We start from the raw sequence: 24,152 nt of genomic DNA on the forward strand, positions 1-24,152 counted from the left end.
TAAATTACCTTATCTTTGTTTATCTCCTAAACTCCAAGTCATGCTCGACAGTTTCCCCTTTTACCTCATCCTCATCTTCTCCATAGTCCTCATCATGATGATTGCCGAGAAGATTAAGGTTGCCTACCCTGTCTTATTGATCATAGCCGGATTATTGATTAGTTTCATTCCGGGAATTCCAACCATAAAAATAAATCCGGAGTTTATATTTTTAATATTCCTTCCTCCACTGCTTTATGAAGCTGCGTGGACTATCTCATGGAAAGAGCTATGGCATTGGCGCAGGGTTATATTAAGCTTCGCCTTTGTCGTGGTATTCCTGACCGCATTATCAGTTGCCTTAGTCGCGAATTATTTTATACCTGGATTCGGGCTGGCATTAGGTTTCTTATTAGGAGGCATTGTTTCCCCTCCCGATGCCGTAAGTGCTGGTGCGATTTTAAAATTTGTAAAAGTCCCACGCACCATATCCTCCATATTAGAAGGCGAGAGTCTTTTGAACGACGCTTCATCCCTAATCATTTTTAGGTTTTCCTTAGTGGCTGTTAGTACAACCCAGTTTATCTTTTCGAAAGCGGTGGTTAGTTTCTCCTGGATGGTATTGGGTGGCATTGGTATAGGGCTTTTGATTGGATGGGTTTTTATGAAACTCCACAAATACCTTCCTACCGATGCAAATATGGATATTGTCTTTACCTTGGTGATGCCCTATATCATTTATCTTACTGCAGAGGAAGCGCACTGTTCGGGAGTATTGTCTGTCGTAAGTGCTGGTTTATATTTATCCTATAACAGGCATTCTTTTTTATCGAGTGAGTCTCGTGTACGAGGTTATAACGTATGGCAGAGCCTTGTTTTTGTATTGAATGGTCTGGTATTTACGCTGATTGGGCTTTCGCTTCCGGCGGTTACAGCCGGACTTGAAAAGGAAGGTGTTAGCTTTAATGCAGCGGTTGGCTATGGTATGCTGATTACACTTGTTTTGTTTATAGTGAGGATGTTGGCGGCTTACGGAGCCGTAATCACTACGATGATTATGCGCAATTTTATCAAAGTAGCCGATACAACTAACCCCGGTTTGAAAGGACCATTTATCATTGGCTGGACAGGAATGCGCGGTGTGGTATCGTTGGCAGCAGCCTTATCGATTCCGGAGTACTTAAATAATGGGAATCCTTTTCCGCAACGGAACCTTATCCTTTTTATCACTTTTGTGGTTATACTGCTGACGCTGATTTTACAGGGATTAACACTACCCTACTTTATACGCAGGATGCAGCTCATGACACCCGAACAGGAAGCAGAAGAACAACAACAGTATAAACTTCTAAAATACGAAATGGCAGCCTTTGCCTTGGAAAAACTACAAAACCAATACGGAAAGGCATTGGAAGAACAACCATTACTCCAAAAAATAGCCGAGAAATGGGAAGCCAGCAAGTTGCTGACCGAGGACACCGAAATGACTGCCGATGGTAAAATCATCTATCTCAACATTCTTCGCCAACAACGAAAATGGCTGATTCAAAAGAACCGCAAAAATGGAAATCTGGATGAGGGAATCGTTCGTAAGCTACAGCATAATTTGGATATGGAGGAAGAAAAGGTTAGGCATTTGTAGTAGAGAAAAAGAGCAAAGAGCAAAGAAGAAAGAAGTCTGTAGAAGCCGAAAAGTCTATTTTCTATGTTCTATTATCTTTTTTCTTACTTCTTGCTTCTTGCTTCTTGTCATGCTTACGGTCGAATAGTTGTCGAAGCCGCGTCGGAGGTTTGTCGAGGCTGCGTCGAACTGTTGTCGAAGGATTGTCTTTAGCTTCGCTCAGTTCGAGCAAGCTCTCGAGTCCCCCACAGGCGTTTTTGTCATTAGCTGCGCTCAGTTCGAGCAAGCTCTCATGTCTCGCGCAGGCGGGAATCTACTCTTGCTTCTTTTCTCATTCCCCTCTTGAGGGTGCCCAAAGGGCGGGGGTGGTTTTATTCCCTGTTTCTTTTTTATATTGTCCCTACGGGACTTATCCTATGGGGATTATTTATTTTCTACCAATATTTTGTCCCTACGGGACATTGAATCCTGAATGGGTAATCTAATATCCCGTTAGGGATGAAATAGCGGTAGAAAAAGATACCCCCGGTAAACCAAGTCCCGTAGGGACGATATATTCAACGGTCTTCCATCTTCCATCTTACCATCTCCGCGTATTCAAATATAGCTGATGTGGGTGGATTTGACCATTTTGTGTGCATTCGAAAGGTTTTTGTTTTTAGCTGCGCTCAGTTCGAGCAAGCACTCGTGACAAGTGTAGCTGGTTTATAATGTACATAAAATAAAAAAGGTGAAAATTTCTTTTCACCCTTTTTGCCCCAAATCTACCATAAACTTAACCTACTAATGCTATGGTAGATTAAATGTATAAGTGTTTCAATTTCAAAAAAAAGAAAAAAGAGCAAAGAGCAAAGAATAAAGAAGTCTTTAGAATTAGACAAGTCTATTCTCAATGTTCTATATTTATCTCGGTGCACTCCAAACAATTGCTTCGCCAGTTCGCTAAAGTTTCGTTTCGGCTACGCGTCGAGTCTTTTGTTTTGCATTTTAAACTATGGGAATATAAATTTCAAAAGTGGTGCCTTTATTTAATTCGCCTTTAGCCCGAATTATACCATTGTGGTTCTCTACGATTTTTTTTACAATGGCTAAGCCCATTCCTGTGCCGGAATAATTTTCATTAGGAAGCAATCTCTCAAACATCACAAAAACACGCTCATTAAATTGTGCTTCAAAACCAATACCGTTATCACTAAAATTAATGTTCCAATAGTCGCAGTTTTGTGGGAGTGATTTTAGCGCTCTTATTTCGGTATCGCCGCGCTTTATAATATGGGTTTCTATTGTAATTACTGGTGGCCTGCCTGTAAATGAAAACTTCAGTGCGTTGCTTATAAGGTTATAGATTAGCTGACGAAACTGGAACACGACAATATTGACAGGCAAAAGCCCAACTGCTGAAATGGTTGCCTTCTTTTCGATAATAACATCTTTCAGTTCTGATTGTACGTCATTTAAAATAGGATGCAAATCTGTAAATTCGTATTCACGGTCTACTGTACTAATCCGCGAGAAAGCAAGCAGGTCATCAATAAGACCCCGCATTCTCGTTGCTGATGATTGAATCCGGTCAAGATTTTTTACACCGTTTGCTGTTAGATTTGCCTTTTCATCTGCCATCAAAATAGATATAAAGGTCTGGATTTTACGCAGTGGCTCTTGTAAGTCGTGACTGGAGATATAATTAAAGGCAAGCAATTCCTTGTTGGCATTTAGTAGTTCAGTTGCGCGTTTTTCCTTCTCTTCATTCTGGAAAATCAATTCTTCGTTTGCAATCAGCAGACTTGCAGTCTGACTTTTCAATTTTTCGAGAATGTCCTTCTTCTCCTGTATTTCTGCGACTTCCTTTATTGCACGGTTTACTTTTTGAGGAAGTGCAGCAAGGTTATTTTTGGATGCAAAATCCGTTACTCCATCCTTTATCAAATTTACAGCATTCTCTTCGCCTATGGTACCAGAAACTATTATAAAAGGTATAGGATTCCCTGTTTCTTTCACGATATTAAAGGCGGAAAGGGCATTAAATGAAGGCATCGAATAATCTGATAATATTAAATCGGGGCAAAAAGAGTTGAGCAATTCTACAAACTTTTCGCGTGTTTCTACTACTTCAATTGAAAATAACAGGCCTGATTTGGCCAGTTGCCGCGCTAATAAATCGGCATCTGCCGGGTTATCCTCAAGTAATAGAATTTTAATTGATTTTTGCATAAAAACCTTAAGTTGGATTCAGGGTAGCTTTTTTGGCAACCTTACGTACGTTGTTTAGGTAGACGGTTGGCTCAATATCATCCAATACATCCCCATTTCCTTTATAGCATGGAAAAATTTATCACTGTCCACTGGCTTAACGATATAACTGTTTGCGCCAAGTTCATAACATTTTGCAATATCCGGATCTTCCTGAGAAGAAGTCAGAATAACTGCCGGAATCGATTTAAAATCAGGATCGCTTTTTACTTTTTCAAGAACCTGCATACCTGATACCTTTGGCATCTTCAGGTCTAAAAGCAATAGTTTAGGGCGGGACTTCGGGTTTCTTTCCGAATATATTCCTTTGCAATACATAAAGTCAAGCGCCTCAGCACCATCTTTCACATGCAGAAGCTTATTGGTAAAACCGCTCTTGGTTAATGCGCGAATCGTCAGAATGGCATCATCCGGACTATCTTCTGCGAACAAAATTTCAACATTGTCGTAATTCATTTTTATTTATTTAATGGGTTAGTACTAGGAAGACTGAAGCGAAAACTTGATCCTACATCTAATGCAGATTCAGCCCAGACTTTTCCGTTATGGCGGTCTATTATTTTTTGTACAATGGCAAGCCCGATTCCGGTACCATCAAATTCTTCCTGCGAATGCAAACGCTGAAATACACCGAACAGTTTATCGTAATATTCCATATCAAAACCGGCACCCCAATCTTGTACACAATACACAACACTACCATTTTCGGCGGTTGCACTAATTTTGATTCTGGTTTCGGGTTTGTATTTTGAATATTTAATCGCATTGGATATTAAATTTATCCATACTTGCCTAATTAATGATTGGTCGCCGCTGGCTGGCAAGAGATTGGCCACTTCAAATTGCGGGATTGTGCCGCCTTCTTCAATAGCTATATCCTCTATCACACTTTTGACAAGCGCGTTCATGTTAATATCGGTTGAAGTAACCTGCTTACGGCCAAGCTTACTAAAAGCAAGGAGATCGTCAATCAACAGTCCCATTTTTTTTGAATTGTAAATAACGGCCTCCAGCACCTTTTTGCCTTCGTCATTGATAGCGTCAGCATAATCTTCTATTAAAATTTGCGTATATCCGTTTATTGCCCGAATCGGCGCGCGTAAATCATGGGATACGGAATAGGAAAAAGCACCCAATTCCTCTTTGGCTTTATTGAGTTCATCGATAGCAAGCGTGAGTTCTGTGCCTCTGTTTTCCTGATAGGCAAGTTCCCTGTTTGTTACAATTAATTCGGTAGCGCGTTGCACTTTTTCCACATTCAATTTTGCTTTGCGAATGTTTTCACGGGCAAGTTTCTTATTGGCAATAATCAGCTCAGCCGCACGCTTTTCTTTTTCGCTGTTTTGAAAAGCTAGTTCTTTGTTGGCAATAATGAGTTCGGCAGCACGCTTTTCTTTTTCCTCATTTTGAAAAATAAGTTCTTTGTTTGCAACGATAAGTTCGGCAGCGCGCTTTTCGTTTTCTGCGTTTTGGTAGAGTAATTCCTGATTTACAGCCAGTAGAGCGATTGCAAGTTTTTCTTTTTCCTGTATTTGGTAAATAAGTTCCTCATTGGTAGTAACCAATTTCGGAGTAGGTTTTTCTTTTTCGTTATCCTGTGTTGCCGGTTCCTTATCAGATATGCTATGCGCCAATGCTTTTTTAGATTTTGCAATATTCTGAAAAACCATATCGTTCATGCCAGCACCCGATTCACGAGCATTTTCTCCACTTTTTTTGGTCATAAAGCCAAACTGTTAATCAAAATAATGGCAATTTAATTCTGGAAAAATGCCCGTCTTTATTCGTTATGAAACTAGTTAAATTACTTAAGGTTTTGAGTTTCGGTGGATAATCATCCAAGATGATGAATTATGCAGGAAATACTTATTTACCGTAGTTAAAGGCTAAAGTACTAAATAAGTAAATAATAATCAATAATTATTAAATTAAAAGATATGTTCAATCTCTAATGAAGTTAGTCCATGTACTTGTTTCTTGTCTATCGTCTATCCGTTTATCATTTTTACTCTTTCCCCTCTTGAGGGGTGTCTGAAAGGCGGGGTGGTTTTATTCCCTGTTTCTTTTTTATATCGTCCCTACGGGACTTATCCTATGGGGATTATTTATTTTCTACCAATATTTTGTCCCTACGTGACATTACCTCCTAAATGGGTAATCTAATATCCCGTTAGGGATGAAATAGCGGTAGAAAAAGATACCCCCGGTAAACCAAGTCCCGTAGGGACAATATATTCAACGGTCTTCCATCTTCCCATCTCCGTGTATTCAAATATGGCTGGTGTAGGTGGGTTTGACCATTTTGTGTGCAGTCGAAAGGTTTCTTTCATTAGCTGCGCTCAGTTCGAGCAAGCTCAAGTGACCCATGCAGGAGGGACACGAGCGAAGCGACTGGCGAAGCAAACTATGTTCTATATTGTTCCGCTACGCTCCATACAGTTCGGCTACGCCTCGGGTCTTTTCTCTTGCTTCTTGCCTTTTGCTTCCGTCGCCTTGAGCAGGCCTGTCCTTAGCGTAGTCGAAGGGCCTAAGGCCTCTTCTTCTTTTATTCACCTGTCACCCTGAGCAAGCCTGCCCTGAGCGGAGTCGAAGGGTCCAAGGGCCTCACGCAATATTTTCTCCTCCCCTTGCAATACTTTCAACTTGATTTGGTACTGCACTAATTTAGAATAACTGTTTTTCTCTAAGGCGCTGCCTATACTATTTTTCAACGTGCCCAGATATCCAATTTGGTGCGGTGCTTTAGTTCCCCATTCAACATGCAGTTGTTGCACTAAATACAAGGCTGTGAGGTTGGATTGGTATTTTTGCTCCAAAGGAACTAGTATACGAGAGAGGCGTTCCTGTTGATAACTGTTTTCTTTACGTAATTTTTGAATGATAACTTTATGCTGAACGGCTTCTTCGGCAGCAACCGATTTCATAAACGCTGAAGAAGCTGCTGTATTTACCACAGCAATCATTTCAGCCAATTTTTGGATTGCAGTTGATGGCAGCCGGCGTAATCCCAATTCATACAACGACAATTGACTATGACCTACCTCCAACAATAAAGACAGCTGTTCTTGTGCAAGGCCTAATAAATCCCTGATACGTTGTTTTTTTGCTCTCATAATTTTTTTGTAACAATTTTTATACCACTGTAATCTTTTATTACAGTTTTGTAATAATTTTTTATATAAATTTTATTTTATTACAATTTTAAAATAAATAGCAAAAAATATCCACTTGTTAATTTTATTCTTACTTTAGCTTTGTCCTACCGGAACAAATACCACTAAACGTTTTATCGGGAGTAAAAAAGCATGCTTATAAGTAGATGGATTTCGGCTGTTTATAAGTTACTAGTAAGCTTAAACCAATATTATGGCAAATTTAGAACAAATAAAAAAACTTAATTTAAAGTACAATAAAGCGAGTGCTTTTACTCGTTCAATAAAAACTTTTTCAATTAATGAATCTTTAGATTCTAAAAACATTGAACTTTCTATTCAAAATAATATTAGTAGTCTAGGAACAAACTTTATTCAATACTTTGATGACGGAAAAGATGCTGATGTTGCATTACTATTTATTGATATTTGTGATTTTTCAAGTAAAAACAGTAGCCTAAATGGTAAACAAATTAGTGCGTTTTTTGATGAATATTATGATTTAGTAATACCAATAATATATGAATTTGGTGGTGAAATCGATAAAATTATTGGGGATGGGATCATTTGTCTATTTGGTCAACCATTTTTGAATAAAACCATAAATGAATGCATTATTGAAGCAGACAAATGTGCAAAAAAAATAATAGTTGAAACAAATAAGGTAGAAAAATTTAAAAGTAAAGTTGCATTTCATTTTGGTAAAATAAATTATTTTAGAAATAAATCTGCATTTTACAATGAATTGACTATTGTTGGAAAACCTTTAACGGAATTATTTAGACTTGAATCAATTAGTGAAAATGAAAAGATAAACTATTTTGTAAAGTATTCTTTTGTAAGTAACTGGAACGAAAATCTAAATCAAAACACATTGCTTTGGACTCTTGAGAAAATAAAACCAATATCAACTGATTTAAAAGGTGTAGATTATAAATATACCCAAACAAATAAATATTATAAATAAAATGAAGGGAATACTTGATGAAATAACTGCGGATGTGTTAGACATCAAAAACAAAAATTTTCAATATTCCTCTACAAATCTTGTCCCTTCAAGACACGATACTTCTCTTACTTTTGAAAGAGGTCAAGACAAGGTAGGGAAAGAGATTGAAACTTGTGTCCTTTACGTTGATATTAGAAATTCTGTTGAATTAAATAGAAAACATCATACTCAAACTATGGGAAGAATTTATAGTATATTTTCTAAATCAATGCTCAAATTAGCGAAAAAACAAGGAGGTTCTGTTAGAAATATTATCGGTGACAGAGTTATGATTATATTTCCTACTAAAGACTGTTTTACAAATGCTGTCGACTGTGCAATCTCTATTCATCATGTTTCGGAATATATTATCAATTCAAACTTCAAAGAAGTTGAATTTAAATGCGGTATTGGAATTGATTTTGGTTTATTAAAAGTTGTAAAAGTAGGATTGCATAGAAAAGGCACTGAAAATATTGATAATAAAAATTTAGTTTGGGTTGGTTATCCTGCTAACATTGCATCAAGATTAACTGATGTCGCTAATAAAACTATAAATAATTCTTCGGTTAAGGTAACATACTATCCTCATAATTTTGGGAATATGTTTGGATTGACTAGTATTTTTGAACAACAGCCCGTAAAGAAATCAAATGATTTTTATTTAAATACTGCAACAACTAAAATTCACACAAATGAAGAATTTGCTAAAAGTTTGAGTTTTAACAACACACTTGGTGTTTGTTATTCAGGTGGAAAACTAATTAGGTTTGATAAAATAGACTCAAAAATTGAATTTCCTCCTATCTTAATGACTCCGGCTGTTTACAATGGCTTCAAAAAAGCAAATCCAACTAGAATTTGTATAACTGGTAATTTTTGGAAAGAAATTGCAAATCATCAAATAAAAAATGTTGCTACTAACATATATGGCGGAACAGTAAATTGGAAAATTTAAAAACATGGAAAAAAGCTTGAAAAAATTAGAAATCATTAATCAATGGATTTCAAATTGTGATACAAAAAGTTCATTTGTGATGACGTTCTTTGGAGTCATTATAACAATAATTTTTACTTCAAATATTGGAAACGAAATGATACAATCTTTATCATTTTCAAAGGCAAATGAAATTGATTGGAAAAGTGTAAAGAGGTTTATTGGTTTAATAATTATAATATCTTTTTTTATTAGTTCAATAATTACTTTATATAATATTTATTTAACCTTAATCGGTAGAATTGATTCAAAGATATACTCTCAAGAAAAATTGAATGTAAACTCCAATCTTTTTTTTGGAACTATTTCTACAAAGACTTTTAAGGATTTTGAAATTGAAACCAATGGTGAGAATAACGAAAAATACCTAAATGATATAAATTCACAAATATTTATTAATTCTAATATTGTTACAGAAAAATTTAAATACTATAATAAAAGTCTATTATGGTCATTAGTAACTTTTGGATTTTTTTTAATATACATTTTAATTAAATAAAGCCAGCTGGTAATAGCTGTTTTAAATACATCTATGTTAATGAGAGTAACAAGTAACATTAATTTCGACGAAACAAAAAGTCTCGATAGACTTCAAGAAATTTTAGATTCAACAGAAACATTTGATGAAGTTTCAAATATTCCGAACAGTGACAAACTGACTTATAATAATGGTTATTATATAAATTGCTATGCAATTTTTATAGATGTTAGAGAATCTTCAACACTAACAACAAAGTATAGAAAACCTACTTTAGCAAAAATATATAGAGCATTCATAAGCTAAATAGTAGCATTGTTACAATCATATGTTGATTGCAAAGAAATAAATATTGTTGGAGATAGTGTATGGGCTATATTTGAATATAGCACCAAAGATGATGTAATGAATGTTTTTCAAGCAGCTTACTCTTCTGTTTCAATTATCAGAAACTTGAATTATAAACTTTGTCATAAAGGGATTGATCCAATTAAAATTGGTATTGGCATTGATAAAGGTCAAGCATTGATGGTTTTAGCAGGATTCAAAAGTAGTGGTATCAATGATGTCATTTATATGGGAGGTGTTGTAAACAAAGCCAGTAAATTATGTAATAAAGGAAATAAAAATGGTATTAATGAAATCGTTATCTCTCAAGTCGTTTATGATGACTTAAATGGTTTCAAAGGGACTAATGATAAGTTATATCAAGATATGCTAACAAAAAATTATACTGAAAATTTTTACCATGGTTCAGTAATAAGAACATCTATGGAAGATTGGTTAAATGAACAAAAACAAAAAAAACCATGCAACCCACACTAACCCTCGCTCCCCCGCTCCCGCACGAATCCTTTCGTGTGGTAACATATAGATGCTTTCGTTGTCAGCATGACAATAATGGATTCCCGCCTGCGCGGGACACGAGAGCTTTCTCGAACTGAGCGCAGCTAATGACAAAAACAACAAAATACCTATGACACCAGAAACCCAACTAAGAAAACGAATAAAAAACCTTATCATCCTTTTTATCATAGGATTGGTACTAAGCGGTATTACCGCCTTCCCTATCGAAACGCAATTGGCGGTATTGAATGCACATAGTTCTTTTCTTCCTGAGTCATTAGAACTCTGGATTAATCAGGTGTATTTTGCAGTAAAAGACACCAATACCAATTATCCGTACCTAAGTTATGGCACCGATTGGCTTGCTTTTGCACATCTTGTCATTGCAGTTGCCTTTATTGGTCCGTTGAGAGATCCTGTAAAGAACATTTGGGTAATTCAATTTGGGATGATTGCCTGTGTTATGGTTTTTCCTTTGGCATTTATTGCCGGAGCACTAAGAGGTATACCTTTTTACTGGCAATTGATTGATTGTTCATTTGGGGTTTTTGGCTTTGTGCTGCTGTATTGGTGTTATAGAAACATCTTGAAGCTGGAGAGTGGATTCCCGCCTGCGCAGGAATGACAAACTGCGCGGGACACAAGAGCTTGCTCGAACTGAGCGCAGCTAATGACATCAGATTGGTTTGGCTTCTAGAAACTTTTTTGGCTATGCAAAAAAAACTCGAATTGACAGTTCGCTTTCTAATGACTCAATTTTAGCTCCACTTTGAACTTCCCTTGATATTGAGAATCTACCATTAACGAATGACCAATTATCAGCGAGTGTTCGCCGGTTTGTTTTAGTTCTAATTCTAACTCTTTACCGAAAGGACCGTCAGCCGTTTTATCGGGATATAGGATTTGGTTAAAGCGGATGTTACCTTCTCCGTTTATTGGAGTAACTACTGCGTGTACGTTTCCGGTAGCTTCGTTAGTGAACTTCAAATAAATTCGTGGGTGTATGGAATCAATTTTTCCAATGGCGGTGTAGCTTCCTTTCTCGTCCTTCAACAGCATCAGGATGGTATCTGCCAGTTGTTCATTCACATCCTTATGAGCCTCACTATCCTTTTCGGTAACAATAGTATCGGTACTATTAACCGGAATGATTTTGACATTCTCTTTTTGATTGCAGGAGAAGATAAAAAAAGTAGCTACTACAGCTATGCAATACTTTTTCATTATCCTGAAGACTGCATTTTCATAAAAGGTTGCATCATACTTACCCTATTGCCTTCGGTATCAAAAAAAGAGATATACAGACCATAGCCTTTTATTTCTGATGGTTCGCCAATTAGTTTACCTCCGGCGGCTATGATATTGTTCATTGCCTCACGGATATCTTCAACACCAATTACCAAGGTCGGAGACTGATCGGGTGTTTCCTCATTTTTAGGATAAAAACCTCCGTTTATGGCTCCGGATTTTGCTATCATTCCGTTTTCATCTGTTTCTGTGGTTGTAACCAAGACATAGTTACCCATATCTTCACCCAGCATCTGTGTTTTCCAACCAAAAGCATCGGCATAAAAAACTGCCATTCGGTTTCTGTCTTCTGCAGGCATTTCAAAATGCACTACGGGATTCATCTTTTCCATACTAATCTATTTTTAAGCTTTTATTACGTCAGGGCTTCCGCTATAGGCTTCTACCAGCTGCGCAATGTTGGGCTTCTTCATTTTCATTATCGCCTGCATTACCTTGTTAACCTTTTTGCCATCGCTGTTGGCAACCATATCGCCCATAATAGCCGGAACTACCTGCCACGAAAGACCAAACTTATCCTTCAGCCAGCCACATACGCCCTCTTCCCCACCATCTTCGGTTAATTTGTTCCAATAGTAATCAATCTCCTCCTGGGTATCGCAGTTTATCATAAACGAAACCGCTTCGGTAAATTTAAAATTAGGTCCCGCGTTAAGCGCGAGAAACTCCTGCCCTTCAATCTGAAACTGAATCGTTAGTACGCTGCCCTGAGGCATTGGCATATCGGATCCGTAATAGGAGATTTTACCTTTTTCGACATTATTAAAAACGGTAGTGTAAAAAGTGACTGCATCCCAAGCATTGGAATCAAACCAAAGGCAGGGTGTTAGTTTTTGTTGGATTTTGACAGTTGGCATAGTGTAACGTATTAGAATTGGTACTATGTCAAATTTACTTCTAACATCCAGAAAATGTCTTATATAATACTGGAGTGGTTTTATATAATTTGTAGTTATTATATTTTCTTTTAACCACAAAAGGCACAAAGAAAAAGTAAAGACACAAAGAAAATACTTTGGTTTCTGAAATGGTGTAAATTTCAAGTTATAGTAGCAAGTATATGTAAGGTATTTTATTTATATTTACCTCAAAAACAACTATATGCACTTACGTTTACTATTATTGCTGTTGATAATTGCGTCCCCTTTATCCAACCTCAATGCACAAAATGAGCGTTTGGTTGACAGCCTTACACGTGAATTGAAGAAGGCAAAAAGCCCTCAAGCTAAATTCAAATTGTACCAAGAATTGTCTTCGTTGGTAGAGCCAAGGGACAAATACAAGAGCGCAATCTTACTCAACGCCGAGCTAAGCAACAATACCGACCTGCAGTTGCGTACCTATCGTTTTATGACTCAGTTGTCAGGGCCAGAATCCGTCTCATTGTACTTAGATAAAATGTTTGCCTTGGCTAAAGAGAAAAAAAATGAAGAATTCCAGGGATGGTATTATTTATATAGCGGTATGATACAGCATTTTGAAAAAGGCAATTCAACTAAAGCTGTAGAGCTAATAAGGGAAGCCAATACTATTGCAATGGACAACCAACTTGATTCCCTTGCTTTCGAGACAAGCAGGATGATAGGTAACATTCACAATAGCAAAGGTGAAAGATTATTGGAATACAAATCATACATGCATCAACTTTCGTTGTCAGAAGAAATAGGAGATGGTCGGATAGCTGCAGGTACCTACTGGCAAATGTTTTGGTTTTATAACACTTTGAAACAGTATCCAAAGGCAAAGGAATATGCCCTGAAAATACTGGAAACAGGCAAGAAAAAGAATTGGCCCGACTGGATAGAAGGTGGTTATCATCTACTAACACATTATTATACCAATGTTGGTGAATTTGACACTGCAAAATATTATTACAATGAAACCAATAAGTTCCGGAAGAAAAACCACACTCCTATAACAGAGGATAATGACCTACTGGACATTTATAGTGGTGCCAAAGACTATGAAAAAATGCTACGCCTTTTTCAAAAGGATGATATTAAAAAAAGTTTCTTCAAAAAGGATGGTAATACTAGTGCTTATGACTATTATGGCGGACTGGCAGAATGTTATACAAAACTTGGGATGAAAGATTCAGCATGGTATTCCCTGCAAAAAATGAAATCAGCTACCACAAAAAAGCAAGTGAACAATTGGACATATTATGCTTACCTCGGTAATTATTACAAGCTTATCAATAATGCGGATAGTGCAGCTGTATATTATAGTAAAGCAGATTCTAGTGAAGGATTTGATAACAATATTGAGGCACGCATTGAACGCTATGCCAACCTTGATACGCTCTATTCGAACAAAGGAAACTATGAAAAAGCGTATCAATATAAAACGCTTTGGATGCAATTTAAGGACAGTGTAGCGGTATTGTCTAAAGATGGTGACTTAGTAGTATTGGAGATTGTGAATGAGAATCAACGACAGCAAGCAGAAACAAGAGCAAGCCACAATATTCAGTATATGGGTATAACAGCTGGGATAGCTTCTGTATTTATCTTATTAGTGCTGTTGGGAGTTTTTAGTTCGAGTACTACTATCATCAGAGGATTGAGCTTTTTTGCTTTTATCTTCTTTTTTGAATTCTTGATTTTACTGTTCGATACTGCCATTCACAAACTAACGCATGGTGAACCTTGGAAAATTCTGTCTATTAAAATCATTTTGATTGCTATGCTCTTACCTTTTCATCATTATGTAGAGCATAAAGTGGTGAATCATTTGCTACAGCGTAAGAAAATCAGATTTCTTAGCTGGAAAAAAGAAAAACCGCAGTTAGCGACACCTGTTGAGAATAAAGCTGATGATGTTGTCGGGTAATAGTTGGTTAATGATTTATGAAATCTTCGTGCTCCCGCATACTCAGCATGACAAGTAACCATCAAAAATGAACGAATGGATTCCCGCCTGCGCGGGACACGAGAGCTTGCTCGAACTGAGCGCAGCTAATGACAATCCAGGATTACATCTCATCCAATCCCAACAATAACAACTGCGCTGTGGCTTCATTGGTGGCTAAAGGCACATTGTGCACATCGCAGATTCTAATCAACATATTAATATCAGGTTCGTGGGGATGACTTGAGTTTGGGTCTTTAAAGAACAGTACCATTTTGGTTTTGCCTTCAGCAACTCGTGCCGCAATTTGGGCATCGCCACCCATTGGTCCGGAAAGCATTTTTTTTACTTTAATGCCAACGGCTTCTACCTTACTTCCTGTTGTTCCGGTAGCAATTAGTTTTATGTGTTCTTTTTGAAGTAGTGCTTTGTTTTTATTGATAAACTGAACCATGTCGGCTTTTTTTCCGTCGTGAGCTATAATGGCTATTTCCATATGTCATTGCGAGCTTGCGAAGCAATCTCAAGTTTAAGTTATTTAACCGCAAAGGTCGCAAAGTTTTTCGCAAAGTACGCAAAGAAACTTGATAGCATTATATCAGGTTTTACAATCGCATTTAGCTTTTAAAATTTTAACCGCAAAGGTCGCAAAGTTTTTTCGCAAAGTACGCAAAGAAACTTGATAGCATTATATCAGGTTTTGTAAAACGATTTTAGTTCTAAAAAATAACCACAAATTCCCACGAATTAATTTGTGAAAATTTGTGTAATTTGTGTAATTTGTGGTTAAAAAAAGATCTGACAGGGTTAGAAAACAAGTCAGGTCTGAAGATTATTTATTCAAAACATGGTACGCAATCAAACCGTCAATTGGTCTTCTTAGTACGTTGCCTATTTTGATTTCATATTTGGCTAAAATAGCTTCCAATTCATCTTTCAAATAAAATGCTATTGAACCTACAAAATGCACCGGCACTTCTTTGTGGTTTTCATATTGCATGATATAGTTTTTGGTAAACGATTTTAATTCTTTCTTGATAATCTTTTTACAAAAATCATTATCCTTATGCTTTATGATAAACTTAGCAAAAGTCGCTAAATACGCATTTGGATTGGCTTCTTTATACAAATTAGCTTTAATATAATCAGCATCCAAATTGTATTCTTCTGCAAATTCTTTAGCCAATTCTTTGGGCATACTGTTGAAATAATACCCACGGAGTAAATGTCTTCCAAAACGATTTCCGGAACCGTCATCCATAGCAATATACCCTAATGACTGCACTTTTTGGTGCAACACTTTACCATCAAAATAACTACAGTTAGAACCTGTTCCAAGGATGCAAACTATGGCTTCTTCGCCTTTTGGCGTGGTCGCATAAACTGCAGCATACGTATCTTCATGAACCAAAACGATAGCTTTAGTAAAGTATTCCTGAAACACTTTGGTCAAAAAGTCTTTCATTCTATCGGTTCCGCAACCGGCACCGTAAAAGTAAAGATGGGATGCTTTTTCTTTGTTGTGTTCGATATCAAATTTATCGTCAAGACGCGCAATGACTTCTGCTTTATCTAAAACTTCCGGATTTAAACCCAGTGTTTGCGTAGTAAAAAGTACTTTCCCATTATCATCAATGGCAATCCAATCGGCTTTGGTAGATCCACTATCAACTAGTAATTTCATATTTTTTTAAGAGTATAGAGAATAGAATATAGAAAATAGATATAGCCATTTCTGTCACTATTTTGATTAGTTATAAAAAACAGAGTAAAGATATTTTTTTTGTCTATATTCTATACTCTATTTTCTATGTTCTTTTATTTTAGACCAGAGATGTGAACAGCTAAATCAATCAATTTACTCGAATAACCATATTCGTTATCATACCAGGAAACCAATTTGAAGAAGGTTGAGTTCAAACCAATTCCGGCTTTAGCATCAATGATTGAGGTTCTTGTGTCAGAAATAAAATCTTGAGAAACTACATCATCTTCGGTGTATCCAAGGATTCCTCTCATTTCATTTTCTGAAGCTTTTTTCAACACTGCCATGATTTCTTCATATGAAGTTTCTTTAGCCACTTTCACAGTTAAATCTACCACAGAAACGTCAACCGTAGGAACACGGAAAGACATACCTGTAAGTTTTCCGTTCAGTGCCGGAATCACTTTTCCAACCGCTTTTGCAGCTCCGGTTGATGATGGAATAATGTTTACACTTGCAGCACGTCCGCCTCTCCAGTCTTTTCTAGATGGTCCGTCAGCAGTCATTTGTGTTGATGTTGTAGCGTGAACTGTCGTCATCAAACCTTCTACAATTCCGAAGTTATCATTGATTACTTTAGCTAATGGCGCTAAACAGTTAGTGGTACATGATGCATTAGAAACTACTAAATCAGTAGCTTTAGCTTCAAGGTGATTTACTCCCATAACAAACATCGGAGCATCAGCCGAAGGTGCTGAAATGATTACTTTTTTAGCACCACCATCGATGTGTGCTTTTGCCGTATCGATCGTTGTAAAGAAACCAGTACATTCAGCAACTACATCTACATCAACATCTTTGTCATCCCATTTAACTAATTTTGGATCTCTTTCTGCGGTCACTCTAATGAATTTATCGTTTACATACAGTTTTCCATCCTTAACTTCTACTTTTCCGTTGAAACGACCGTGAACTGAATCATATTTTAATAAATAAGCCAAATGATCAACATCTAATAAATCGTTGATGGCTACTACTTCTACATTGTCTCTGTTATAGGTTTCTCTGAATACAATTCTACCAATTCTACCGAAACCGTTTATTCCTAATTTTACTGTTGACATTCTTTTTATGTTTTTTATTTATAGTTTATGGTTTATGGTTTGAACTATAAACTACAAACCACAAACATTTTTTAATTTTTACGTTGACATAATTTCAGAAACTCTTAATAATTCCTTGTCTATTTCTGAATTTCCTTTTATAGCTTGTTCCAATGGCGTTAGTGCCACTTTATCACTTAGCATTCCGACCATGAAATTTGATTTTCCTTCTAGTAATGATTCTACTGCTTTTACCCCAAGACGAGAGGCTAAAACCCTGTCGAAACAGGATGGTGCACCGCCACGTTGCATGTGACCCAGAACCGAAACTCGAATATCATATTCAGGTAGGTGTTCTTCGATATATTCTTTAAGTTCGAATACGCTTTTCCCTATTTTATCGCCTTCGGCTATGACTACGATACTTGATGATTTTCCGGATGCTTTACTTTTGCGCAAAGATTCTAAAAGACGCTCTAATCCTAAATCTTGTTCCGGAATCAGGATTTCTTCTGCTCCGGCACCAATTCCGGCATTCAAAGCAATATGACCCGCATCTCTTCCCATAACTTCGACAAGAAAAAGACGGTTGTGTGAACTGGCCGTATCGCGAATTTTATCGATGCATTCAACGACAGTATTCAAGGCAGTATCAAATCCTAAGGTGTGACTTGTTCCAAAAATATCGTTATCAATCGTTCCTGGAATTCCCATTACAGGAAAGTCAAATTCAGTATTAAAAATTTCAGCACCCGTAAAAGTTCCGTCTCCACCAATCACTACCAAGGCATCAATTTTGGCATTCACTAAATTTTTATATGCTTTTTGTCTGCCTTCAACAGTCATGAATTCTTTTGAACGTGCAGATTTTAGAATAGTTCCGCCTTTGTTAACGATGTTATTAACGCTTCTTGGTCCCATCTCTTTAAAATCGCCTTCAATCATTCCTTGGTAACCTCTGTAAATACCAATACATTCAATGTTGTGATAAGCACAAGTTCTAATAACGGAACGAATGGCTGCATTCATTCCAGGAGAATCGCCTCCTGAAGTTAGCACACCTATTTTTTTTATGGCTTTTGACATTTTTTTAGTATTAAAATGTAAAATTAACAAAGAAGAACCATTGTTAGCCCCATATTTTTATATTATTAATAAATTGGAGGAATTCAAACGTTTTCGTTAATAAGTTATTTACGTTATTAGAATTTTAGTGCCATTGCGATGCTATTACTCAACCGGAATTGCCTCTTGATTTGGCTTTGGATCGTCTTTTTTCTTTTCTTTTTCTTCAGGTTTATCCATGTCATCAGGAAGCATTGAATCATCCATCTTAATTTTGACATTGGGTGGAATTGTTTCAATTACATCTTTTTTGAAAATCTTATTTACCAATTCTTTAAAAGTATCAAAGTCAACTTCATAAGACATTCCTAATCCTTGTGTATAGCCAATTCCCTGACCAATATAGGTGATGTCATTTTCTTTATTAAAAACTCTTAGGTTAAGCGTACCATCTCTATTCACACGATATTGCACTTCAAGGTCTCCAACAATGGCGGTTTCGGTAATTCCACCTACAGGTACACCGACTTTTCCGTTAACGGTAATTCGATCATTTATTTTAGAAGAAACGGTAACACCAAAACGTCCGTCCGTTTGTTGTCCCGGAGTTCTATCGGCAACAATATATTCGGGCGCAATAGAAATTTTATCATTATCACCTGAAAATATATCACTAAAAAGACTACTGGCTTTTTCAAATAAATTATTAGACAATTGATTTTGACTAACACCATCCTGACTCAAGAAACTACCTGTAGAAAGCAAATATAAAGCTTGCGTTTGTCGGGTATCTTTATCGTCTAGTTTATATTGAATTTCCGATTTTAACGAGCTGCTTACATTAGGGAAATTAATATTAAAATCGGGTTCAGGATTACTCAAACTTCCTTTGACACCAATAATAACTTCAACATCCACTTTTTTATTGAAAGAAGGATTGTCGATCAAAACAGCAGGATTTGCTGTAGTTTTATAAACAGCATCCAAATTCAATACTGCAGCCATTGGATCGCCTGTCCAAATAATAGAACCTCCTTTTTTTACATCAAATTTTTTGTCAATCAATCCACCATATTTAAAATTATAAGAACCGGAAACCACGGAGAAATCTCCAAACATTTGAAATTTTCCTAAAGTATTAATTCTAAAGAGCAGCGTTCCGTTTCCTTTGCCTTTCATACCGTGACCACTTTCTCTGTTTAGGATTACTTCAATATTCGCAATCTCGGTAATCTCAAAATTAAATTCCAATTCAAGTCCGTTGTAATTTTTAGCTTGTGCACCGTTTGCATTTGCTTTTCTTTTCTTTTCTTCAGGCGTTTTAAAACGGATGAATTTGCTATCTTGAACTGCCTCGGCATCGTTTATCGGGATTTTAATATCCGTTCCTTTAGCGGATTCTGCATCCACTTTTATCATCAAATTGCCGGTTGGTCCTTTTATACTGGCCGAACCATTCATAAAAGCATTTCCATAATAAGCCGCATCTTCTTGGTCAACCGTATTTAAAGCCAAAAGTCGTTTGGTATAAATAGACAAATCCAACTGCCAATCACTAAATTGTTTGTGTTTGATAAATCCACTGATGCTTCCTTTGGTATTAAATTTGGTGTCGGTAATATTAGATTCCCTGATTATAAATTTGTTTTCGGTAACATCAACTACGGAATTCTTATCAAACACATAATCGGTATTAAGATACGGAATTGTTAATCCGGCGGCATCAACAAACAGTCTTCCGTTGTAATCTAAACTGTTGAAATCACCATCAATTCTGGCACTTCCCGAAGCAAATCCTCTAATGTTAGTAATGACATCTCCACCTATTTTTCCTAAAACGCCAAGGTTGAATTTATCAAAGTTTAAATCAATATCCAATAAGGTCTTGTCGTCTACAATTTGAATATCGCCATTGGCACTAAAAGCTTCTACATTTTCATTTTCTAAATTGGAATTCAAATAGAATTTACGCAATGTTTCGTCTCCCTGAATATCCAAATTCATCTTCCCGAGTGCTATATCATTGACTTTTAAGCTATCGATTCTCAAGGTTGATGTAGGCTGAAAAATAGCATTGCTTTGCTTGAAATTAATCTTCCCGTTTAGGTTTCCGTCGAATTTAAATTTCTCGACATCGGGCGTGACTTTATTCAGATTGACATTATCAAATGTGAGTTGCAAATCCTTGTTCTGCTTGCCATTCCACGTGCCAATAAAATTGATAGTTTGGTTTCCGTGTGAGGCAGTTAAATTATCGAAAGAGAAATTACTAAGTTTTTTATCAAATACAATTTTACTTTTTTCCGGATTGTCATTTTCATTTAAAAACCATAAATAATCCTTGAATTGCAGCTCTGATTTATTAAAACCAACGACATTTTTATTATCGTTATTTATGGTGTGATAAAAATTCAAATTGTAAAAGTCATTACCGCTTTTTCCTCCTTTAAATTCGGTTCTGAAATGCAACGTATCATTTGAAAACGTATTAATCATACTAAAGTCCCGAATCTTGTAATGCTTCGTTTTTATAGAATCCAACTGAACATAGGCATTATACAGAGGATTTCTGTTATCAACCTGAACCAAAATATTGTCAAATGTATTTTCATAAGCAACTACTTTTGGTGAACTAAAATCGAGTTTGAAATTCTTACTTTCGGAACTGATATTTCCTTTTAATTTGGTGTTTTTTGCCAGAGAAATATCAGGATTAAAGATTTCTATTAGCTTACTGTTTATATCAAAATCAAACTTCAGATATTGGTTTGGCAACACTTTATTGGGTTTGTAATTGGAGTAAAAACTTCCCAAAGAATTCTCTACCATTTTCTGCAATTGATTGAACTTGTATTTACCAACCACCGAACCTTCAACGGCGTCAGGAGAACTAACGATGATGGCTCTTTCACCGCTGGCATCAAAACTTGAATTAACACTTAAATAATCAACAAAATAGATGTCTTTTTTATTTTGATACGAGGCATTAGTAAGCAATAGATTTCCTTGCAGATTATCAAACGAATTGCCTGAAGCTTTTACCACAATATCGCCCTTAAAAACTGAAATAGAATCTTTAATGAAATTCAATTTTACTAAGTTGGCATAATCAATTTTAGTATGGAAGTCAAAGATATTTTCTTTTTTGGATAAATCTAAAACTCCGTTGAAATCCATGAACAAGTTTGGATCATTTACATAAAACTTCCCTTTAAATATAGGCTGCTTGAAGCTGCCGTCAACAATGATTTTGGTGTAATTATAACCGTTATATTTCAATTGAAAAACATCGCCTGCAAAAGAAGTATTGATGTATTTTTGAGTAAATCCTTTACCATCAACATCGAGATTCATACTCACTTTTCCGATGGTTTTATCATTGATTAAGTCACCCACATCAAAGTTATCCAAAATGATAGTTCCATTGTATTTTGCGTTGTCAATGTTATTGATGTCAGACATATGCAAATCGGATTCAATTATACCCAATGCGGTGTTCATTACAAAATCGGAGTTGATATATTGCTGTGTAAGTTCAATATCTCCTGCAAAATTAAATTGACCCAATTTTTGCAAAGATGTTGGAAGTTTTTTTCCGAGAATATTAGGCAGAAGCTTTGTTAAATCGACATAATTTGAAGAAATTCTTTTGAAATCTCCCTTCATATAGAATTTCCCAGGACTTCTTGGAAACAGATTTTTAAAATTGACATCACCTCTGATAGTCGAAAATTTATAATCTTTTAAATCCATATTGGTAATATAAAAATCATTCAGCGTTCCTTTGATTTTTGACTTCAGGGAGAACTTCTGATTTTTATCCAATTCTTTGTAAAAATGACGAATATCGTTTGTTGCCAAGGTAGCACTATCGACTTTTATATCAAATTTTACTTTATTATTGAAGTCGCTAAAATCTTTATTATCTCTGTTATAACTCAAAACAACACGTCCCGCTAAAAATGATTCCTTGGTAGTTACTTCTAAATGATTTAAAACAATACTTTTCTTTGTATAAATAAAATCACACGTTAAATTATCAACCTGAACGCCACGATGATCATGGAATGTCATAGAATTTATGTTTGTGGTAACATCCGGTCCTTTTATTTGAAAATCGGTTAAATGAGCATTAAGTTGGGTAAAATCAACATCTTTTGGATTTGGCCTGTTTTCGTCCAGCATTGCAAAACGGCTTTTGGTCAAGTAAATATTCTTTGATTTCATCAGGAACTTACCGCTAGCCTTTTTCCCATCATCAAAAGCAGCAATGAATAAATCCAGATTGGTTTCTTTTTCCTTTTTATAAGTCTTTATCTGAAGATAAAAATCATCCAATCTCAAATCGCCAAAAAGCAAATTCCCGTCAACTAATTTTTTGAAATCTAAAATGCTCGTTTTAATTCGGCTGGCGTAAATCAACGTATCCTTGTGATGGTCTAAAATCAGGACACTTTTCAGTTTCACACCACCAAAAAAAGTGATGGCAACTTGATCAATATTGATGTTTGTACCGTAATCTTTGTTGAGTTTGTCTGTTGCATAATGAGCAATTTTGGTTTGTACAACAGGTAAAGAAAGAGCGATGCTGAGTAATAACAATAATAAAATCAACGCAATAATAGTGCGGAAAAATATCTTTCGAAATTTTTTAAAACCGTTATTTGTTTTAATTTTTTCCAATTATTCTTTTGACTTGGGAAAGAAAATTACCTTTGCAAAAATCTTTACTTTTGATTTTCCTAGATGGATTGTCAAATATAAATCAAAAATTGCGCGTTTTATGCATCCAGAAGAAGTTTTTATACTGGCTATTGAAAGTTCGTGTGACGATACTGCAGCTGCGGTTTTAAGAAATGATAAAGTACTTTCAAATGTCGTTGCCCGACAAAGCATTCATGAAGAATATGGCGGAGTGGTTCCTGAACTGGCTTCGAGAGCACACCAACAGAATATTGTTCCGGTAATTGACGTGGCTTTGAAGAAAGCTAACATCACTAAAAATCAGTTGTCTGCCATTGCTTTTACTCAAGGTCCGGGATTGATGGGTTCGCTTTTAGTGGGTTCTTCTTTTGCCAAATCTTTGGCAATGGCTTTGAATATTCCGCTGATTGCTGTGAATCACATGCACGCTCATATTCTGGCACATTTTATTGACGAAGAAGGATTTGATAAACCTAAATTTCCATTTTTAGCCTTGACCATTTCTGGCGGACATACGCAAATTGTGAAGGTCAATAGTTTTTTCAATATGGAAATTATCGGAGAAACAACTGACGATGCTGTTGGTGAAGCTTTTGATAAAACTGCAAAAATATTGGGGTTTCCTTATCCTGGCGGACCATTGATTGATCAATTTGCCAAAGAGGGAAATCCAAAAAAGTTTCCGTTTACCAAACCAAAAATACCAGGATTGAACTTTAGTTTCTCTGGTTTAAAAACCCAGATTCTATATTTTGTTCAGAAAAGTGTATTGGAAAATCCAAACTTCATCGAAGAAAACAAAGCCGACATCTGTGCTTCAGTGCAGCATACCATTATTGAAATTCTGATGGATAAATTGAAATTGGCTGTAGCCGAAACTGGCATCATACAGATTGCCATTGGTGGTGGCGTTTCAGCAAATTCCGGAATTCGTCAAACGTTGAAAGATGCGGAAAGTAAATACGGCTGGAAAACTTTTGTGCCAAAATTTGAATACACTACAGACAATGCTGCGATGATTGGAATTGTGGGATATCAAAAATATTTGCACGATAAATTTTCAGATGCTACTGTGGTTTCTAAAGCACGAATTGAATTTTAAAAGC

At 36.0% G+C, this 24,152-nt stretch carries 20 protein-coding genes; 8 read left to right on the forward strand and 12 right to left on the reverse strand.

The window, feature by feature from the left end:
* The first annotated feature begins 40 nt into the window (after nt 1-40).
* Nucleotides 41-1,621: a Na+/H+ antiporter gene (locus RMN97_RS04060; RefSeq protein ID WP_309613245.1), complete on the forward strand. Its 1,581-nt coding sequence runs from the start codon at nt 41-43 to the stop codon at nt 1,619-1,621.
* Between the two features lie 966 nt (nt 1,622-2,587).
* On the opposite strand, the gene RMN97_RS04065 is transcribed toward RMN97_RS04060, so the two are convergent.
* The 4 genes from RMN97_RS04065 to RMN97_RS04080 all read right to left on the reverse strand — a co-directional run bounded on the left by RMN97_RS04065 (nt 2,588) and on the right by RMN97_RS04080 (nt 6,963).
* Nucleotides 2,588-3,811 (reverse strand): ATP-binding protein, encoded by a 1,224-nt coding sequence (locus RMN97_RS04065; RefSeq protein WP_309613246.1) that lies wholly within the window; start codon nt 3,809-3,811, stop codon nt 2,588-2,590.
* A gap of 54 nt (nt 3,812-3,865) precedes the next feature.
* Nucleotides 3,866-4,306, reverse strand: coding sequence for a response regulator (locus tag RMN97_RS04070; RefSeq protein WP_309613247.1), 441 nt, complete (start codon nt 4,304-4,306; stop codon nt 3,866-3,868).
* Nucleotides 4,307-4,308: 2 nt separating this feature from the next.
* Nucleotides 4,309-5,574 (reverse strand): ATP-binding protein, encoded by a 1,266-nt coding sequence (locus tag RMN97_RS04075; RefSeq protein WP_309613248.1) that lies wholly within the window; start codon nt 5,572-5,574, stop codon nt 4,309-4,311.
* An 825-nt stretch (nt 5,575-6,399) separates the two neighbouring features.
* Nucleotides 6,400-6,963: a helix-turn-helix transcriptional regulator gene (locus RMN97_RS04080; protein ID WP_309613249.1), complete on the reverse strand. Its 564-nt coding sequence runs from the start codon at nt 6,961-6,963 to the stop codon at nt 6,400-6,402.
* A gap of 253 nt (nt 6,964-7,216) precedes the next feature.
* On the opposite strand from RMN97_RS04080, the gene RMN97_RS04085 reads away from it, so the two are divergent.
* From RMN97_RS04085 to RMN97_RS04105, 5 genes are all read left to right on the forward strand, one after another.
* Nucleotides 7,217-7,969, forward strand: a complete 753-nt coding sequence (locus tag RMN97_RS04085) for an adenylate/guanylate cyclase domain-containing protein (RefSeq protein ID WP_309613250.1) — start codon at nt 7,217-7,219, stop codon at nt 7,967-7,969.
* A 1-nt stretch (nt 7,970) separates the two neighbouring features.
* A complete protein-coding gene (locus tag RMN97_RS04090; RefSeq protein ID WP_309613251.1) occupies nt 7,971-8,948 on the forward strand; it encodes an adenylate/guanylate cyclase domain-containing protein in 978 nt (325 codons plus the stop codon).
* Nucleotides 8,949-8,952: 4 nt separating this feature from the next.
* Nucleotides 8,953-9,486, forward strand: a complete 534-nt coding sequence (locus RMN97_RS04095) for a hypothetical protein (RefSeq protein ID WP_309613252.1) — start codon at nt 8,953-8,955, stop codon at nt 9,484-9,486.
* Nucleotides 9,487-9,780: 294 nt separating this feature from the next.
* Entirely contained in the window at nt 9,781-10,290 is a 510-nt protein-coding gene (locus RMN97_RS04100) for an adenylate/guanylate cyclase domain-containing protein (protein WP_309613253.1), read from the forward strand.
* Between the two features lie 151 nt (nt 10,291-10,441).
* Nucleotides 10,442-10,936, forward strand: a complete 495-nt coding sequence (locus RMN97_RS04105) for a hypothetical protein (RefSeq protein ID WP_309613254.1) — start codon at nt 10,442-10,444, stop codon at nt 10,934-10,936.
* 119 nt (nt 10,937-11,055) lie between these two features.
* Here RMN97_RS04105 and RMN97_RS04110 read toward each other — a convergent pair whose 3' ends face one another.
* From RMN97_RS04110 to RMN97_RS04120, 3 genes are read right to left on the reverse strand one after another with little or no spacing between them, the layout of a single operon-like run.
* A complete protein-coding gene (locus tag RMN97_RS04110) occupies nt 11,056-11,535 on the reverse strand; it encodes a hypothetical protein (protein WP_309613255.1) in 480 nt (159 codons plus the stop codon).
* Entirely contained in the window at nt 11,535-11,951 is a 417-nt protein-coding gene (locus RMN97_RS04115; RefSeq protein WP_309613256.1) for a VOC family protein, read from the reverse strand. The genes RMN97_RS04110 and RMN97_RS04115 overlap by 1 nt, the downstream gene beginning before the upstream one ends.
* 12 nt (nt 11,952-11,963) lie before the next feature.
* Nucleotides 11,964-12,662 carry a VOC family protein gene (locus RMN97_RS04120; RefSeq protein ID WP_309613257.1) on the reverse strand — a complete coding sequence of 233 codons (699 nt, stop codon included), beginning with the start codon at nt 12,660-12,662 and terminating at the stop codon, nt 11,964-11,966.
* Nucleotides 12,663-12,720: 58 nt separating this feature from the next.
* On the opposite strand from RMN97_RS04120, the gene RMN97_RS04125 reads away from it, so the two are divergent.
* Complete coding sequence (locus RMN97_RS04125) at nt 12,721-14,451, forward strand: hypothetical protein (RefSeq protein WP_309613258.1); 1,731 nt, start codon at nt 12,721-12,723, stop codon at nt 14,449-14,451.
* Nucleotides 14,452-14,593: 142 nt separating this feature from the next.
* Here RMN97_RS04125 and RMN97_RS04130 read toward each other — a convergent pair whose 3' ends face one another.
* The 5 genes from RMN97_RS04130 to RMN97_RS04150 form a co-directional block, all read right to left on the reverse strand.
* Complete coding sequence (locus RMN97_RS04130) at nt 14,594-14,965, reverse strand: methylglyoxal synthase (RefSeq protein ID WP_309613259.1); 372 nt, start codon at nt 14,963-14,965, stop codon at nt 14,594-14,596.
* A gap of 336 nt (nt 14,966-15,301) precedes the next feature.
* On the reverse strand, nt 15,302-16,153 hold the full coding sequence (locus RMN97_RS04135; protein ID WP_309613260.1) for a BadF/BadG/BcrA/BcrD ATPase family protein: 852 nt from the start codon (nt 16,151-16,153) through the stop codon (nt 15,302-15,304).
* Between the two features lie 134 nt (nt 16,154-16,287).
* The gene (gene gap / locus RMN97_RS04140) at nt 16,288-17,298 is read right to left on the reverse strand and encodes a type I glyceraldehyde-3-phosphate dehydrogenase (protein WP_309613261.1); all 1,011 of its coding nucleotides are present in this window, start codon (nt 17,296-17,298) and stop codon (nt 16,288-16,290) included.
* 78 nt (nt 17,299-17,376) lie between these two features.
* Complete coding sequence (gene pfkA / locus RMN97_RS04145) at nt 17,377-18,363, reverse strand: 6-phosphofructokinase (RefSeq protein WP_309613262.1); 987 nt, start codon at nt 18,361-18,363, stop codon at nt 17,377-17,379.
* A 144-nt stretch (nt 18,364-18,507) separates the two neighbouring features.
* Complete coding sequence (locus RMN97_RS04150) at nt 18,508-23,025, reverse strand: translocation/assembly module TamB domain-containing protein (protein WP_309613263.1); 4,518 nt, start codon at nt 23,023-23,025, stop codon at nt 18,508-18,510.
* 100 nt (nt 23,026-23,125) lie between these two features.
* Between RMN97_RS04150 and tsaD the strand changes: the two genes are divergently transcribed.
* On the forward strand, nt 23,126-24,148 hold the full coding sequence (tsaD, locus tag RMN97_RS04155) for a tRNA (adenosine(37)-N6)-threonylcarbamoyltransferase complex transferase subunit TsaD (protein WP_309613312.1): 1,023 nt from the start codon (nt 23,126-23,128) through the stop codon (nt 24,146-24,148).
* The last annotated feature ends 4 nt before the right edge of the window (nt 24,149-24,152 follow it).

The organism is Flavobacterium sp., from assembly GCF_031381455.1.
Lineage (GTDB): Bacteria > Bacteroidota > Bacteroidia > Flavobacteriales > Flavobacteriaceae > Flavobacterium.

Coding starts and splice junctions, on each gene's coding strand:
- RMN97_RS04060 (WP_309613245.1), top strand. CDS start 41: ATGCTCGACAGTTTCCCCTTTTACCTCATCCTCATCTTCTCCATAGTC.
- RMN97_RS04090 (WP_309613251.1), top strand. CDS start 7,971: ATGAAGGGAATACTTGATGAAATAACTGCGGATGTGTTAGACATCAAA.
- RMN97_RS04130 (WP_309613259.1), bottom strand. CDS start 14,965: ATGGAAATAGCCATTATAGCTCACGACGGAAAAAAAGCCGACATGGTT.
- RMN97_RS04085 (WP_309613250.1), top strand. CDS start 7,217: ATGGCAAATTTAGAACAAATAAAAAAACTTAATTTAAAGTACAATAAA.
- RMN97_RS04135 (WP_309613260.1), bottom strand. CDS start 16,153: ATGAAATTACTAGTTGATAGTGGATCTACCAAAGCCGATTGGATTGCC.
- RMN97_RS04115 (WP_309613256.1), bottom strand. CDS start 11,951: ATGGAAAAGATGAATCCCGTAGTGCATTTTGAAATGCCTGCAGAAGAC.
- RMN97_RS04110 (WP_309613255.1), bottom strand. CDS start 11,535: ATGAAAAAGTATTGCATAGCTGTAGTAGCTACTTTTTTTATCTTCTCC.
- RMN97_RS04095 (WP_309613252.1), top strand. CDS start 8,953: ATGGAAAAAAGCTTGAAAAAATTAGAAATCATTAATCAATGGATTTCA.
- RMN97_RS04070 (WP_309613247.1), bottom strand. CDS start 4,306: ATGAATTACGACAATGTTGAAATTTTGTTCGCAGAAGATAGTCCGGAT.
- pfkA (WP_309613262.1), bottom strand. CDS start 18,363: ATGTCAAAAGCCATAAAAAAAATAGGTGTGCTAACTTCAGGAGGCGAT.
- RMN97_RS04065 (WP_309613246.1), bottom strand. CDS start 3,811: ATGCAAAAATCAATTAAAATTCTATTACTTGAGGATAACCCGGCAGAT.
- RMN97_RS04080 (WP_309613249.1), bottom strand. CDS start 6,963: ATGAGAGCAAAAAAACAACGTATCAGGGATTTATTAGGCCTTGCACAA.
- RMN97_RS04075 (WP_309613248.1), bottom strand. CDS start 5,574: ATGACCAAAAAAAGTGGAGAAAATGCTCGTGAATCGGGTGCTGGCATG.
- tsaD (WP_309613312.1), top strand. CDS start 23,126: ATGCATCCAGAAGAAGTTTTTATACTGGCTATTGAAAGTTCGTGTGAC.
- RMN97_RS04105 (WP_309613254.1), top strand. CDS start 10,442: ATGACACCAGAAACCCAACTAAGAAAACGAATAAAAAACCTTATCATC.
- gap (WP_309613261.1), bottom strand. CDS start 17,298: ATGTCAACAGTAAAATTAGGAATAAACGGTTTCGGTAGAATTGGTAGA.
- RMN97_RS04125 (WP_309613258.1), top strand. CDS start 12,721: ATGCACTTACGTTTACTATTATTGCTGTTGATAATTGCGTCCCCTTTA.